At 73.7% G+C, this 15,696-nt stretch carries 13 protein-coding genes; 8 read left to right on the top strand and 5 right to left on the bottom strand.

What is annotated here, in order from left to right:
• Positions 1–125: 125 nt before the first annotated feature.
• The 4 genes from C1J00_RS22595 to C1J00_RS22610 all read right to left on the bottom strand — a co-directional run bounded on the left by C1J00_RS22595 (position 126) and on the right by C1J00_RS22610 (position 4,099).
• Complete coding sequence (locus C1J00_RS22595) at positions 126–1,160, bottom strand: DNA-3-methyladenine glycosylase family protein (RefSeq protein WP_439333429.1); 1,035 nt, start codon at positions 1,158–1,160, stop codon at positions 126–128.
• A gap of 63 nt (positions 1,161–1,223) precedes the next feature.
• Positions 1,224–2,543, bottom strand: coding sequence for a coenzyme F420-0:L-glutamate ligase (locus C1J00_RS22600; protein WP_102910884.1), 1,320 nt, complete (start codon positions 2,541–2,543; stop codon positions 1,224–1,226).
• On the bottom strand, positions 2,540–3,499 hold the full coding sequence (gene cofD, locus C1J00_RS22605; RefSeq protein ID WP_102910885.1) for a 2-phospho-L-lactate transferase: 960 nt from the start codon (positions 3,497–3,499) through the stop codon (positions 2,540–2,542). The genes C1J00_RS22600 and cofD overlap by 4 nt, the downstream gene beginning before the upstream one ends.
• A 102-nt stretch (positions 3,500–3,601) precedes the next feature.
• Positions 3,602–4,099, bottom strand: coding sequence for a cysteine dioxygenase (locus C1J00_RS22610; RefSeq protein ID WP_102910886.1), 498 nt, complete (start codon positions 4,097–4,099; stop codon positions 3,602–3,604).
• 658 nt (positions 4,100–4,757) lie between these two features.
• On the opposite strand from C1J00_RS22610, the gene C1J00_RS22620 reads away from it, so the two are divergent.
• From C1J00_RS22620 to C1J00_RS22630, 3 genes are all read left to right on the top strand, one after another.
• Entirely contained in the window at positions 4,758–5,021 is a 264-nt protein-coding gene (locus tag C1J00_RS22620) for a WhiB family transcriptional regulator (RefSeq protein ID WP_010034659.1), read from the top strand.
• Between the two features lie 161 nt (positions 5,022–5,182).
• Entirely contained in the window at positions 5,183–8,917 is a 3,735-nt protein-coding gene (locus tag C1J00_RS22625; protein ID WP_102910888.1) for a glycosyltransferase family 2 protein, read from the top strand.
• Positions 8,914–10,446, top strand: coding sequence for a DUF5719 family protein (locus C1J00_RS22630; protein ID WP_102910889.1), 1,533 nt, complete (start codon positions 8,914–8,916; stop codon positions 10,444–10,446). The genes C1J00_RS22625 and C1J00_RS22630 overlap by 4 nt, the downstream gene beginning before the upstream one ends.
• 22 nt (positions 10,447–10,468) lie before the next feature.
• Here the strand turns inward: C1J00_RS22630 and C1J00_RS22635 are convergent, their stop codons facing one another.
• Positions 10,469–10,924 (bottom strand): metallopeptidase family protein, encoded by a 456-nt coding sequence (locus C1J00_RS22635; protein ID WP_078885356.1) that lies wholly within the window; start codon positions 10,922–10,924, stop codon positions 10,469–10,471.
• Between the two features lie 294 nt (positions 10,925–11,218).
• Here C1J00_RS22635 and C1J00_RS22640 point away from each other — a divergent pair, with 294 nt between their 5' ends.
• The 5 genes from C1J00_RS22640 to manA form a co-directional block, all read left to right on the top strand.
• Complete coding sequence (locus C1J00_RS22640; protein ID WP_102910890.1) at positions 11,219–11,641, top strand: DUF3499 domain-containing protein; 423 nt, start codon at positions 11,219–11,221, stop codon at positions 11,639–11,641.
• A gap of 250 nt (positions 11,642–11,891) precedes the next feature.
• The gene (locus C1J00_RS22645) at positions 11,892–13,256 is read left to right on the top strand and encodes a phosphomannomutase/phosphoglucomutase (RefSeq protein ID WP_102910891.1); all 1,365 of its coding nucleotides are present in this window, start codon (positions 11,892–11,894) and stop codon (positions 13,254–13,256) included.
• Between the two features lie 71 nt (positions 13,257–13,327).
• Entirely contained in the window at positions 13,328–13,498 is a 171-nt protein-coding gene (locus C1J00_RS22650; protein WP_102910892.1) for a Trm112 family protein, read from the top strand.
• Positions 13,499–13,611: 113 nt separating this feature from the next.
• The gene (locus tag C1J00_RS22655; protein ID WP_102910894.1) at positions 13,612–14,739 is read left to right on the top strand and encodes an SIS domain-containing protein; all 1,128 of its coding nucleotides are present in this window, start codon (positions 13,612–13,614) and stop codon (positions 14,737–14,739) included.
• Between the two features lie 55 nt (positions 14,740–14,794).
• Positions 14,795–15,696 (top strand): mannose-6-phosphate isomerase, class I (gene manA, locus C1J00_RS22660; RefSeq protein ID WP_102910893.1); only part of this gene is annotated, 902 nt, incomplete at its 3' end.

Below are 15,696 nucleotides of genomic sequence, written 5' to 3' on the forward strand. Positions count from 1 at the left end.
ACCCGCCCCCCTGCACCGGCGCCGAGCCCTTGAAGCCCACGGCACCTGCCCCCTGCACCGGCGCCGAGCCCGAAGCCCCCAGCACCCGCCGCCAGACCGACGCCGAGCACCTCACCCCCGGCAGCTCACAACTGCCCGAGGTCCCACCGAGGCATCTTCGGCGCCCTGCGCGCCGGCACCCTTCCGCTCAGGAGGATCAGCCGAGCCGCCCGATGGCGCTGCCCCGCATACGGCTCCAGCAGCTCCAGCATCGCCGCGTCGTCCGCGTCCCGGTCCCCGGCCAGCGCCCACCCCACGATCCCGGGCAGATGCAGGTCACCCACCGTCACCTCGTCCGCCGACCCATGACTGCGCTGCACCGTCTCCGCCGAGGTCCACGGCCCGACCCCCGGCACGAGCTCCAGCCGCGCCCGAGCCGCCGCGGGCTCCATCTCCACCGCCTGCTCCAAGCGCCCGGCAACGCGTACCGCACGCAGGATCGTCGAGGCGCGCTTGTCGTCCACCCCGGCCCGATGCCATTCCCACGACGGAATCAGCGCCCACGTCCGAGGCGCCGGCATCACGTACATCCGAGCGGGCGCGGGCCCCGGCGCCGGTTCCCCGAACTTCCGCACCAGCAGCCGCCACGCCCGGTACGCCTCGTCGGTCGTGACCTTCTGCTCCAGGATCGACGGGATCAACGACTCCAGCACGAGCCCGCTCCGCGTCAGCCGCAACCCCGGCCGCCGGTGCCGGGCCGACGCCAGCAGCCGGTGCCGCGGCACGAACGCCGACGGGTCGTCCGCCGCCCCGAGCAGCTCCGGCAACCCCTCCAGCAGCCACTGGGCGCCGGGCCCCCAGGCCTCCCCGCGCACCCCACCGTCGTACGCGCACACCCGTAGCGTCCCGGGACCGGCCGGAGTGAGACAGGTTCGCCACACGGACCCGTCCGGTGTCGCGCGGAACGTCGGATCGCCGGGCCCGCGCCGCAACGGCCCGAGCACCAGGCCGAGATCCAGCGGCCCGTCCGGCATCCACGCGCGCACCTTCCCCGGCCCCGTCGCCTGCCGAGGCACTCCCGGAGGCACGGCGACCCGCCCACCGCGCACCGGCACGGGGGTACCTCCCACGCCTTTCGGGCTGTGGGGGAGCGAGGGCCGCTGAGCGAACCGTCCTGCCATGATCGACGTCCCTGGGATCCGTGAGGGAGCAGCCCTACGAGCGTAGGCGCCGCCGGGCACCTGTCACCGCACCTCGATGAACGCCCCCGCGTCCCGCCCGGGCCGCGCCCGCGGTTCCTCCGCCGCGTGCCCGACCGCCACCGCCCCCACCGGGTCCCAGTCCGCGGGCAGCTCCAGCACCTCGCGGACCACGTCCCGGCAGAACATCGTCGACGACACCCATGCCGACCCCAGCCGCTCCCCGGCCAGCGCGACCAGGAAGTTCTGCACGCCGGCACCGGCGGCGACCACGAACATCTCCCGCTCGGCGCCGTCCCGCCGCGGGTCGCCGTATGTGTGTGAGCCGTCCATGACCAGGCAGGGGACGACAAGGTAGGGCGCGTTGCGCAGGACGTCCCCGCGCCGGACCCGCTTGGCGATGGACTCCTCCGACTTGCCGTCCCGCCGCAGGTCGGCGATCCACGCGTCCCGCATGGCGTCGAGCAGCCGGGTGCGCGACTCCTCCGACTCCAGCAGCACGAACCGCCACGGCGTCGTGTGGTGCGGCGCCGGGGCGGTCACGGCCGCGGCCACGGCCCGCCGTACGGCACCCGCGTCGACGGGCTCGTCCGTGAAGGACCGGACCGTACGCCGCTGGGTCACGGCCAGCCGTACCGCCTCCGAGGTGCCGAGGCGGAACATGTCGTCACGCGCCCCGCGGACCATGGCCCGCGCTCCCTCGCCGTCGTCTTCCTCCGCGACCAGATGCGCGAGCCCGCGCACCACGGCGACGGGCCGCCCCGCGGCCTTGCCCTTGACTAGGTCGCCCGCGGCGGCGAGTTCGTCGGCCGTGGCCACGACGGTGGCGCTGAGCGGATTGCCGTGCGCGTCCGTGCCGCCCCGCAGATCGTCGAGCACGCGCACTCCGGCGGCCCCGATCGCGACGTCCGTGAGCCCGGCGCGCCACGGCCGGCCGAAGGTGTCGGTGACGACGACGCCCACGTCGACGCCGAGGGCGTCGCGCAGTCCCTCGCGGACGGCACGGGCGGACGCGTCCGGGTCCTCGGGCAGCAACAGCACCGTCCCGGACGGGGTGTTGGACGCGTCGACCCCGGCCGCGGCCATGACCAGGCCCTGCCGGTTCTCCACGATCCGCAGGGCGCCGCGCCGGGCCACCACCCGGACCGTCTCTGCGTCGATCGCGGCCTCCCGGTCGGCGGCCCGCACGATCCGGTCCTCCGCCTTGGACACGATCTTCGAGGTGACGAGCAGCACGTCCCCGTCGGCCAGGCCGGGCTCGGCGGCCGCGATCAGCTTCGCCAGGTCGTCCCCGGCCGTGACCTCCGGTATCCCGCCCAGGGCCCACACCCGGTACCCGGCGGCCACCTGCGTCTCGCCGCTCACGCCCCCCGCACCTCCTCGGCCAGTGCCAGTGCCTCCTGGGCCATCCGCGCGGTCGCGTCGATGTCGCTCATCATCAGGGGCACGGCCCGGCAGCGGATCCCCGCCGCCTCGACCTGGTCCGCCGCTGCGGCGTCCACCGAGTCCACGAGCCAGCCGTCCAGCAGGCCCGAGCCGTAGTGCTCGGCCACCGCCGTCGCGGTCGACTCCACGCCCACGGCGGCGAGCACCTTGTCGGCCATGCCCCGCACGGGCGCGTCGCCGACGATGGGGGAGAGGCCGACGACCGGCACCCCGGCGTCGGCGATCGCCTCCCGGATGCCGGGCACGGCGAGGATCGTGCCGATCGACACGACCGGGTTGGACGGCGGGAAGAGGACGACGTCCGCCTCGGCGATGGCCTCCAGGACGCCCGGCGCGGGCTTCGCCTGGTCGGCGCCGACCGGAACGACCGCCCGGGCGGGCACCGAGGCGCGCAGCCGCACCCAGTACTCCTGGAAGTGGATCGCCTTGGTCTCGCCGTCGATCTCGACGGCCACATGCGTCTCGACACGGTCGTCGGACATGGGGATCAGCCGCACGCCCGGCTTCCAGCGGTCGCACAGCGCCTGCGTCACCGCGCTCAGCGGGTATCCGGCGCCGATCATCTGCGTCCGCACGATGTGGGTGGCGAAGTCCCGGTCGCCGAGACCGAACCATTCGGGCCCGACGCCGTACGCCGCGAGCTCCTCCTTGAGATGGAAGGTCTCGTCGGCGCGCCCCCAGCCCTGTTCCTCGTTGATGCCGCCGCCGAGCGTGTACATCACCGTGTCGAGGTCCGGGCAGACCTTCAGCCCGAAGAGGTGGATGTCGTCCGCGGTGTTGCCGATGACCGTGATGTCCGCGTCCGGGACGGCACGCTTCAGACCACGCAGGAACCGGGCACCGCCGATGCCGCCTGCCAGAACCACAATGCGCATGGGCGACAGTCTTGCAGGCGGCTACGACAACGGGTCGGCGGCCGGGGCAACCCGTGAGCGGCTGCGGCGACCCGCCAGGCGCTGCGGCAACCCCTCGGGTGGTCAGGGCACCCGTACGGCTCGGGCCTCGCAGTGCGGGGCCGTGTGCATCGGCATCTCGGTGAGGCCCGGGTAGTAGACGTGCAGGCTCACCGCCGGCTCCAGCGCGTCATTGACGACTTCGTGCGCGTACCCCGGCGCGAACACGCGCTGCGCGCCCGCCCGCAAGGCGCGTGTGCCCCGCTCCGTGCGCTCGGTCAGCGTGCCGTCCAGCACGGTCAGCACACCGGAGGAGCGGCCGTGGTCGTGCAGCCCGCTGCCCTGCCCGGGCACCCAGGACAGCAGCCACACCTCGTAGCCCGGGCCGGTGCGCAGCCGGTGGTACCAGCGGCTGGCTGCGTCGTAGCGGACGAGGTGCTCCCACTGGGAGCGGTCCTCGGCGAGGGAGCGGGCGAGTCCGACGAACTCGGCGACGGTGGCCGGGTGCTCGCGGGGGGTCTGGAGGAGGTGCGTGACTTCGAGGATGTCGCCGGCGATCTGGAGGTCGCTGTCGCTGTTCATGGGGTGCGTGGTTCCTCAGTGAAAACTAGGTCAGAGGGAACGGGAGCCGGGCTACGGGTGGCCCGGCCTTCAGCTGGAGCGGGTGTGGCTCAACAGCTGGGACAGCAACAGCTACAGCGAGCGCGGGCAGCACCGTGGGACCCGGCGGTGCGGGTCGAGGTGGTTGCCGAGTTCGCGAGCATGCCCACAAGGACACCGGTTCACACCTTCACTGTCAACTCGGCACCCGGTATGTGGGATGTGGTTCACCTCATCAGGTCGATCGCTCAGATGAAAGGTTTGTTCATGGCCCGCCCGGGACACATGGCGTCCAACCGGGCGCGCAAACCCCGTTGCGTAGTCGTGATCCGACTGTGATCCGTTTCGCTTCGGCGTGCGTGTCGGAACGAGATCGAACTCCTGGGCGTCCTTCCTCTCAGAGGTCTGCAAGGGGTCCGGCGGAAGGCGTGGGCCCTCGTGGGCTCCACCTGTGTGTCAGGGTTTATGGTGATTTGAACACTTTCCGCATGGGCTTGGTTCCGCAGAGTGAATAAGGGGCTCAATAGCAGATCTCGGCTTGACTCGCCCGGAGCAGCACACTTGTAATTTCACTCGTGTCGTTCAGCCGGAATCGGTAACGGCTAGATCACGGGGACGCGAAGACAGACGAGGGGCGCACATGACCGAGACGGTGCAGCAACTGCTGGTCGACGACGCGGACGAGGAACTCGGCTGGCAGGAGCGCGCGCTGTGCGCCCAGACCGACCCCGAGTCCTTCTTCCCCGAGAAGGGCGGCTCCACGAGGGAGGCCAAGAAGGTCTGCCTCGCCTGTGAGGTCCGCTCCGAGTGCCTCGAGTACGCCCTCGCCAACGACGAGCGATTCGGCATCTGGGGCGGCCTGTCCGAGCGGGAGCGCCGCCGGCTGAAGAAGGCGGCCGTCTGACCCCACCCCTCAGCGTGAGCGGCCCGTCGTCCGTGGGTTGTCCACAGGCGGCGGGCCGTTGGTTGCGCAGCCGATAGTGTGGTCGCTCGTCCGAGACGCCCCGCCGCCCCCTCCGGGCACGGGCGTCCACCGCAGTCCACCGAACCGGGGCCCGTACCTCGATGTCCGTGCACAGCCACTCGGCAGCTCATCACGACGCCGCTGCCACACCTGAGTTTCCGCGTCATGTGGTCACCGCGGTCCTCGTCTCCCACGACGGCGCCCGCTGGCTGCCCGACGCGCTCGCCGGGCTGCTCGGCCAGGAGCGGCCCGTCCAGTACGCGACGGGAGCCGACACCGGCAGCGCGGACACCTCCGCCCAGCTGGTCACCGACGCCCTCGGCGCCGACCGGGTGCTGCACCTGGCCCGCCGCACCGGCTTCGGCCAGGCCGTCGAGGAGTGCGCCCGCACCGCCCCGGTCCTCACCCCGGACGAGCTGCCGTACCTGAAGCGCCCCAGCGGCTGGGACCCGGTCACGCGCTCGTGGCGTGACGACGCCTACGACCTGCCCGAGCTCCCGCACGGCGAGCCGGTGCAGTGGCTGTGGCTGCTGCACGACGACTGCGCCCCGGACCCGGACGCCCTGGCCCAGCTGCTGCGGGTCGTGGAGAACGAGTACGAGCTGGGCCGCGAGGACGTCGCCGTCGTGGGCCCCAAGCTCCGCGGCTGGTACGACCGGCGGCAGCTGCTGGAGGTCGGCGTCTCCATCGCCAACTCCGGCCGCCGCTGGACCGGCCTGGACCGCCGCGAGCAGGACCAGGGCCAGCACGACCACGTCCGGGACGTGCTCTCGGTGTCCACCGCCGGCATGCTCGTCCGCCGCGACGTCTTCGAGCAGCTCGGCGGCTTCGACCGCCACCTGCCCCTCATGCGCGACGACGTCGACCTGTGCTGGCGCGCGCACACGGCCGGCTACCGCGTCCTGGTCGCTCCCGAGGCGGTCGTCCGCCACGCCGAGGCGTCCAGCCGCGAGCGCCGCACGGTCGACTGCGTGGGCCGTACGACGTCCTCCCCGCACAAGGCCGACAAGGCCGGCGCCGTCTACACCCTGCTCGTCAACTCGCGCACGGCCGTGCTCCCCTGGGTGATGCTGCGGATCGTGCTCGGCACTCTGCTACGTACCGTGGCCTACCTGGTCGGCAAGGTCCCAGGACAGGCCCTCGACGAGATCCGCGGCCTGCTGGGCACGCTGCTCAGGCCCGAGCGCATCCTCGCCGGGCGGCGCGCCAGAGGCGCACCCCGGATCGACAAGGACGAGCTGCGGGCGCTGTTCCCGCCGCCCGGCGCCACCGTCCGCGTCACCGTCGAGCAGATCGCGAGCAGCCTCGTCGGCCGCTCCGACCCGGAGGTCGCCGCCGGCGCGGGACGGCACGGCGGCGCCGTCGAGTCGGGCCCCGGCGGCGACGACGCCGACTTCCTGGAGGTCGAGCAGTTCGCCCGGCTCAAGCGCATCGCGCGCAAGCCCGGCCCGGTGCTCTTCCTGGTCCTGCTGCTCGTCTCCCTGGCCGCCTGCCGCCAGCTGCTGGGCGGCGGCGCGCTCGCGGGCGGCGCCCTGCTGCCCGCCCCGGCCGACTCCGCCGAACTGTGGTCGCGCTACCTGGACGCCTGGCATCCGGTCGGCGCCGGCGGCACCTCGTCCGCGCCGCCGTACGTCGCGCTCGTGGCGATGCTGGCCTCCCTGCTGTTCGGCTCGGCCGGCCTCGCCGTCACGGTCCTGCTCGTCGGCTCGGTACCCCTGGCCGGAGTCGCCGCCTACTTCGCCTCCCGCCCGCTCGTCGAGTCCCGGCTGCTGCGCGCCTGGGCAGCCGTCGTCTACGCGTTCCTGCCCGCCGCCACCGGCGCCCTCGCCGGCGGCCGCATCGGCACCGCCGTCCTCGCCGTGCTGCTGCCGCTCATCGCCCGCGCGGGCATCGCGGCCGGCGGCCTGACGAACCCCTCAGGAGCCCGCGGCAGCTGGCGCGCCACCTGGGCGTACGCGCTGCTGCTGACCATCACCACCGCCTTCACGCCGATCGTCTGGCCCATCGCGCTGCTCCTCGGCATCGGCCTGCTGGCATGGCGCCGGAGCGACATCACGGCCTACGGGCTGCGGTTCCTCGCCCAGCTGGGCACGCCCCTGCTGCTCCTCGCACCCTGGTCGCTGACGCTGCTCCCGTCCGGCTTCTTCACGGAAGCGGGCCTCGCGTACCGTCCGTCGGCCGCCTCCGCCCTCGACCTGCTCGGCGCCAGCCCGGGCGGCCCCGGCACCGTCAGCGGCCTCATGCTCATCGGCATCGTGCTGGCCGCCCTCGCCGCCCTGCTGCGCTCGGAACGACAGTCGGGCATCTGGACGGCCTGGGCGGTCGCCCTGGTCGGCTTCGTCTTCGCGGTCCTGTCCAACGGCTCCACCTGGGCCGGCCCGGCGACCCTCGTCTACGGCATCGCCTTGCTGGCCGCCGCCGCGCTCGGCGCCGACGGGGCACGCGCGCGCGTGGCCGAGCAGAGCTTCGGCTGGCGCCAGCCGGTCGCCGTGCTGATCGCCTTCGCCTCGGCCGCGGGCCCGCTGCTCATCGCCGCCGGCTGGATGATCAGGGGCGCCGACGGCCCGCTGGAGCGGCGCGACCCGACCCAGGTCCCCGCGTTCGTCGCCGAGGAGAGCGGTTCCCGCGACCAGGCCCGCACCCTCGTCCTCGACAGCGACTCCGGCGCTCGCGTCGGCTACATGCTGGTCCGCGGTTCGGGCGCCCGCCTCGGCGACGGCGAGATCGCCGCCGCCGACGGGGAGAACAGCAGGCTCGACAAGGTCGTCGCCAACCTGGTCGCCGGATCCGGCGCCGACCAGGCCGACCAGCTCGGCGGCTTCGCCGTGCGCTACGTCCTCGTCCACCAGGGCGCGCCCCGCGAGGTCACCCGTGTCCTCGACGCCACGCCCGGCCTGACCCGCCTCAGCCAGCAGGACGGCGGCGCCCTGTGGCGCGTCAACCGCGAGGTCGCGCGCGCCACCATCGCCCCGGCCTCCGGCTCCTCCGGCACCCCGCAGCCCGTCGCCGCCGGGCCCGTGGACATCCACACCACGATCCCGGCCGGCTCGGGCGGACGCGTGCTGCGGCTCGCCGACTCCGCCTCCGACGGCTGGTCCGCCACGCTCGACGGCAAGCCGCTGACCCGCACCACGGTCGACGGCTGGGCCCAGGGTTTCGAACTCCCCGCGGGCGGCGGCAGGCTGGACGTCACCTACGACGACCCGATCGGCCACACGGCCTGGCTGTGGGCCCAGGGCCTGCTCGCCGTCGTCCTGGTGGTGCTCGCCCTGCCCGGCCGGCGCCGCGACATCGACGACGACCTCCCCGACGAGCCGGCCGTCCCGGCCCAGGCCGTCGCCGGCGAGGGCCGCCGCGCCCGCCGCCTGCGCGCCCAGGCGGAGGCCGAGGCCGAAGAGGCCACCGGACCCGAGGAGTTCCGGCCCCCACAGCCGCAGCAGCCGCCGGTGGCCGTGCCCCAGCAGCAGAACCCCGGCACGGGGGTTCCCCCGGGCGAGGATGCCGGAGCCTGGGGGAGGGACGACGCCGGCTACCAGGGCGGTGAGTACGCCAACTACGGCGACCAGTACCAGAACGCGCAGTACCCGGCGGACGCCTACGGACAGCAGTACCCGGCGGACCCGTACCAGGGCGGCCAGTACGACCCGTACGCGTACGGCGGCCAGGGCCAGGCGCAGACTCCGCCGTACGGCCAGGAGGGTTACGACCAGGCGGCGTACGACCAGGCGGCATACGACCAGGCCTACCAGCAGGGCTACGGCACGCCGTACGACCCGGCCCAGCAGCACCACCCCCACGGCACGGGCAGCGAGCGTCCCGACGGGAGCCAGCAGTGAACCGCACCACCCTGTCCCTGATCGCCGGCACGACCGCGCTCGCCGCCGTCACCGGCTTCGCCGCGCTGTCGGCTCCGGACGCCCCGGGCACGGACACCGCCGCCAAGGCGGCCGCCCAACTGCCCGTGGAGCGCACGAGCCTGGTGTGTCCGGCGCCCAGCACGTCCGACCTCGCCGAGACGTCCTACACCTCCTTCACGCCTGTCACGAAGGGCACCGGAAGCGGTGGCAAGGCCGAACTCCGGGCGGCCGCCGAGGAATCGGCGGACGACCTGGTCGACGGCAAGGACGAAGGCACGGGCAAGGACGCCGGGAAGTCCGGCAAGGACAAGCCCGCCGAACCGGTGCTGACTCCCAAGGAGCCCGGCAAGCCGGTCACCGGCGACAGCTCCGGCGGCGACGCGCCCGCCCTCGTCGGGACCGCGGACGGCAGGTTCGCGCCCGGCTGGACGGTCCAGGAGACGACCGAGGTCGCCGCGGGGACCGGCCGGGGCCTGCAGGGCGTCAACTGCACCGCTCCGGACACCGACTTCTGGTTCCCCGGCGTCAGTACGGACGCCGACCGCACCGACTACGTCCACCTGACGAACCCCGACGACTCCGCCGCCGTGGTCGACATCGAGCTCTACGGCAAGGACGGCGTCCTGAAGTCCGCGGTGGGCGAGAGCATCACCGTCCCGCCGCACTCCAGCGAGCCGGTCCTGCTGTCCACCCTCACCGACGAGCGGCAGACCAACCTCACCGTGCACGTCAACGTCCGCAGCGGACGCGTGGGCGCCGCCGTGCAGGCCCTGGACGACAAGCTCGGCGGTGACTGGCTGGCCGCCTCCGCGGACCCATCGGGCAGCCTGGTCCTGCCCGGCATCCCCAAGGACGCGACCTCCGTGCGCCTGGTCGCCTTCACCCCCGCCGACGCCGACGCGGACCTGAAGGTGCGCCTGGCCTCCCCCTCCGGGCTGATCACCCCGGCCGGTCACGAGACCGTGCACGTCAAGGGCGGCATGACGACCGCCGTCGACCTGGGCGACGTCACCCGCGGCGAGGCGGGCTCCCTGGTGCTGACGCCGACGGACCGGTCCGTGCCGGTCGTCGCGGCCCTGCGCGTCGTACGCGGCAAGGGCGACAAGCAGGAGACGGCGTTCATCCCGGCCAGCCGCCCCGTCGGCACGCGTGCGACGTCCGCGGACAACAGCGGCAAGGACAGCACCCTGTCCCTGACGGCTCCCCGCGCGGCCGCCACGGTCAGGGTCACCGCCTCGGTCGGCAGCGAGGGCGGGACCCCGGTGTCGAAGACGTACACGATCAAGGCCGGCACGACCCAGGACATAGAGGCCCCGGTTCCCGGTGGCCTGAAGGGCACGTACGCGCTCACGGTCGAGCCGGTCTCCGGCGGCCCGGTCTACGGGGCCCGCACCCTGGCCGCGAGCGAGGGCGGCGTCCCCGCCTTCACCGTGCAGACCCTGCCGGACGACCGCGGGACGGTGGCCGTACCGGAGGCGGACGAGGACCTTTCGGTGCTCCAGAAGTAGGTCCGCCGGGCCGGGGCCCGGCTCAGCCCTGGTCCTCGCCGTAGCGCGGATCGACCGTCTCCGGCGTCAGCCCGAGGAGCTCGGCGACCTGCTCGACGACGACCTCGTGCACCAGCGCCGCCCGCTCGTCACGCCCCTTGGTGCGGATCTCGACCGGCCGCCGGTAGACGACCACGCGGGCGGGGCGGCCCTCGCGTGCGCTGATCGTGCCGCCGAGCGGAACCGCCTCGTCGTTCCAGGCCTGGCCCGGCCCGTCGAGCCGCGGCACCTCCAGGACCAGGAAGTCGATGTCGGCGAGCTGCGGCCACCGCCGCTCCAGGCGCTCCACGGAGTCCTGCACCAGATCGGCGAACGCCTCCGCGCGGCTCGCGGCGAGCGGCACCTGCGGTGGTGCGATGGGGCCGCGCATGCCCCGTCCGTGGCGATCACGACGGCGGGGCCCGGGGGCGGCGGCACGGGGCGTTACGGGCTTGTCCATCACTGGTGAAGGGTAGTCCCCGCCGCGCCCCCGTGCCCGGCACCGCACGGCGGCACGGACGGCTTCCGGCCGTGCCGCACGGCATGTCGCTACATGACCATTCAAGCCAAGGTTGGGCTCAAATCCGTATCCCACCGAGACCGGTGACCTCACGGCAATTGAGGGTTTTGTGTTGACTCTTGACCGCTTGCGGCACCGTTCGGTACTCAGGGCAGCGACGTCCTGGCAGGTCAGCAAGGTGCACCCAAAGGGGTGTGTGGGGCGTTTCACAGCACGACACGGGGGAGTGACCTGATGGAGAGTCGTCGCGGCCCGCTCAAGAGTGCGGTACCGTCCAACGTCGTGAGCCCTGTACGTCGCTGTTCGCGCACCGCCTGCGGCCGTCCCGCCGTCGCGACGCTGACGTACGTCTACGCCGACTCGACCGCGGTCCTCGGCCCGCTCGCCACCTACGCCGAACCCCACTGCTACGACCTGTGCGCCGAGCACTCCGAGCGCCTCACCGCCCCGCGCGGCTGGGAGGTCGTCCGGCTCCTCGACGGTTCGGCCCCGGCCCGCCCCAGCGGCGACGACCTGGAAGCGCTTGCGAACGCCGTGCGTGAGGCGGCCCGCCCGCAGCAGCGGACGGCCGAGGCCGGCGGCGTAGGCCGCGGGGCCGACCCGAGGGAGGTCGCGCGACGCGGCCATCTGCGGGTCCTGCGGTCGCCCGACAACTGACCCCACCCCAGGACGGCCGTCGCACTGGCGGGCCGAGAGGGCGACCCGCTGCGCAAGATGCTGGCGTGGAGCCTCGGTCTGTTGCTGGTGATGAGCCTGACCGTGGTCGGCCGGAGCACCCCGGTCCTGGACTGGATGCTGCCCTGACCTGAGGTTACGGCCCGGAGTCCTCCTGGCATCCGCCCGGCGCGCTGTCGGTGGGCGAAGGTAGTTTGGGCGGTCCGACAGTACTTTTCCAGGAAGGTTGGCCGTGGCTGCTGATCTGTCGCAGGTCGTGAAGGCGTACGACGTACGCGGAGTCGTCCCCGACCAGTGGGACGAGTCCCTGGCCGAGCTCTTCGGAGCGGCCTTCGTACGGGTCACCGGCGCGAGCGCCATCACGACCGGGCACGACATGCGGCCCTCCTCACCGGGCCTGTCGCGTGCCTTCGCGCGCGGGGCGGCCGCACTGGGCGCGGACGTGACGGAGATCGGCCTCTGCTCGACCGACCAGCTGTACTACGCCTCGGGCGCGCTGAACCTGCCGGGCGCCATGTTCACCGCCTCCCACAACCCGGCCCAGTACAACGGCATCAAGATGTGCCGCGCGGGCGCCGCCCCGGTCGGCCAGGACACCGGCCTCGCGCAGATCCGCGAACTGGTCGAGGGATGGAGCGGGTCCGGCGCCCCGCAGCCGGCCGCGAAGGCGGGCACGATCACCGGCCGTGACACGTTGGCGGACTACGCGGCACACCTGCGCTCCCTGGTCGACCTGACCTCCGTCCGCCCCCTGAAGGTCGTCGTCGACGCGGGCAACGGCATGGGCGGGCACACGGTCCCCGAGGTCTTCGCCGGCCTGCCGCTGACGCTCGTCCCGATGTACTTCGAGCTGGACGGCACCTTCCCCAACCACGAGGCCAACCCCCTCGACCCGGCCAACCTCGTCGACCTGCAGAAGCGGGTCCGCGAGGAGGGCGCCGACCTCGGCCTCGCCTTCGACGGCGACGCCGACCGCTGCTTCGTCGTCGACGAGCGCGGCGAGCCGGTCTCCCCGTCGGCGATCACCGCCCTGGTCGCCTCCCGCGAGCTGGCCCGGCACGGCGGCAAGGGCATGATCATCCACAATCTGATCACGTCCTGGTCGGTCCCCGAGGTCGTCGAGGAGAACGGCGGCAGCCCGGTCCGCACCCGCGTGGGCCACTCCTTCATCAAGGCCGAGATGGCCCGCACCGGCGCGATCTTCGGCGGCGAGCACTCCGCGCACTACTACTTCCGCGACTTCTGGAACGCCGACACGGGCATGCTGGCCGCCCTCCACGTCCTGGCGGCCCTCGGCGGCCAGGACGGCCCGCTGTCCTCGCTCGTCGCCCAGTACGACCGCTACGCCGGCTCCGGCGAGATCAACTCCACGGTCGCCGACCAGCAGGCCAGCCTCGCCGCGATCCGCTCCGCGTACGGGGCCCGCGAGGGCATCACCCTCGACGAGCTCGACGGCCTCACGGTCTCCTCCACCGACTGGTGGTTCAACGTCCGCCCGTCCAATACCGAGCCGCTGCTGCGCCTGAACGCGGAGGCGAGGGACGCCGAGACGATGGCCCGGGTGCGGGACGAGGTGCTGGCGATCATCAGGAGCTGAGCCCCATCCCCCACCGGCGGTAACCTGACCAGGCACGACCCCAAGCGCCCGCACCCGGAGGAACATCACCCATGCCCCTCGAATCCGGCCTCCTCGAAATCCTCGCCTGCCCGGCCTGCCACGCCCCCCTCAAGGAGCAGGAAGCCGAACTCGTCTGCACCGACGGCAGCTGCGGCCTGGCCTACCCCGTCCGCGACGGCATCCCCGTCCTCCTCGTCGACGAGGCCCGCCGCCCCGCGTGACCGGCGGGGGCGCCCGCCCCCGGTGCGACGCCGCGGCGCACATAGCCCGCGGCACAGCGGGCACGATCCAGGACACCCTGACAACGGACCCCGGCGATGGGAAGCTGCCGCCCATGCTCGACGAATCGCTGCTCGACTCCCCGGAAGGCCTCGCCGAGGCCGACCACCGCGGGCTGCTCCGCGGCGCCGCGGAAGCCGGCGCCCGCGTCCGAACGGCCGCCCGCCACGCCGCCGAGGCGGGCGTGGGCGACCTCAAGCCGGACGGCCGCCCCCGCGCGGTCCTCATCGCCGGCCCGGGCGCCGCCGCCACCCACGCCGCCGACCTCATCGGCACGCTCGCCGGCCCCGGCAGCCCGGTCACCCGCCTCGCCCCCACCGGCGTCGCTCCCGCCGCGGGCGCCCTGCGGTGGGAACTGCCCGGCTGGGTCGGTTCCGTGGACCTCCTGCTGATCACCACCCCGGACGGCACCGAACCCGGGCTGTCCCTCCTCGCCGAGCAGGCCTACCGCCGTGGCTGCACCGTCGTCGCCGTGGCCCCCGGCCGCACCCCGCTCGCCGACGCGGTCGCCGGCGTGCACGGCATGTTCGTCCCCATGGCGACCGCCCCGTACGACCAGGACGAGCCCCTCGCCGCGTCCGCCCCCGGCGTCCTGTGGGCCCTGCTCACCCCGCTGCTCGCGCTCCTGGACCGTACCGGCGTGCTCGCCGCCCCGCCGGACGCCCTCGGCAAGGTCGCCGACCGCCTCGACAAGGTCGCCGAACGCTGCGGCCCGGCCATCGCCACGTACAGCAACGCCGCCAAGACCCTGGCCGCCGAACTCGCCGACGCACTCCCGATCGTCTGGACCGAGGGCGTCTCGGCCGGTCCGGCCGGCCGGCGCTTCGCCGCCGCCCTCGCCGAACTGTCCGGAACCCCCGCGGTCGTCGCCGAACTCCCCGAGGCGCTCGCCGCCCACGGCGCCCTGCTCGCGGGACCGCTGGCCGCCAGCGCCGACCCCGGCGACTTCTTCCGCGACCGCGTCGAGGAACCACCCGCCCTGCACGCGCGCGTGGTCCTGCTCCGCGACCGCCCCATCGGCGGCCTCACCGCCGCCCCCGGCGCCCGCGACCTCGCCCTCAGCCACGACACACCGATCAGCGAGCTGGAACCGGAGGCCGGCGGTGAACTGGAGACCCTCGCGGAACTGATCGCCATCACGGATTTCGCCGCGGTTTACCTGGCGCTCGCTTCGAGGGCCTGATCTTGCCCGGGACACCCTGACGCGCCAGCACCCCCGCACACGCAGAGAGAACCCCATGGACCGCCTCGACAACACCATCCGCCCCTACGCCTGGGGTTCCCCGACCGCCATACCGCAGCTGCTCGGCGTCGAACCGACCGGCGAACCACAGGCGGAGATGTGGATGGGCGCCCACCCCGGCGCGCCCTCGCGCACCGACCGGGGCACACTCGTCGAGGTCATCGGCGCCGACCCCGAGAAGGAACTCGGACCCGCCGCCGTCGCCAAGTTCGGCCCCCGGCTGCCCTTCCTCCTCAAGATCCTCGCCGCGGGCGCCCCGCTCTCCCTCCAGGTCCACCCCGACCTCGCGCAGGCGCGGGAGGGCCACGCGGACGAGGAACGCCGCGGCATCCCCGTGGACGCCCCGCACCGCAACTACAAGGACGCCAACCACAAGCCCGAACTGATCTGCGCCCTCACCGAGTTCGACGGCCTGTGCGGCTTCCGCGCCCCGCTGGAGGCCGCGGCCCTGCTCGACGACCTGGGGGTCGACTCCCTCAAGCCCTACGTCGACCTGCTGCACGCCCACCCCGAGGACGCCGCCCTGCGCGAGGTCCTCACGGCGATCCTCACCGCCGACCCCGACGACATGTCCCGCACCGTCGCGGAGACGGCGACCGCCTGCACCAGCCTCGGCGGCGCCTACGCCCCCTACGCCGACATCGCCCACCACTACCCGGGCGACCCCGGCGTCATCGCCGCGATGCTGCTGAACCACGTCCGGCTCCAGCCCGGCGAGGCCCTCCACCTCGGCGCCGGCGTCCCGCACGCCTACCTGAACGGCCTCGGCGTGGAGATCATGGCCAACTCCGACAACGTCCTGCGCTGCGGCCTGACCCCCAAGCACGTCGACGTACCCGAACTCCTGCGCATCGTCCGCTTCCTCCCCAGCGACCCCGGCGTCCTGCGCCCCGAGGC

Origin of the sequence: Streptomyces cahuitamycinicus (genome assembly GCF_002891435.1) — a bacterium.
GTDB classification, from domain to species: Bacteria; Actinomycetota; Actinomycetes; order Streptomycetales; family Streptomycetaceae; genus Streptomyces; species Streptomyces cahuitamycinicus.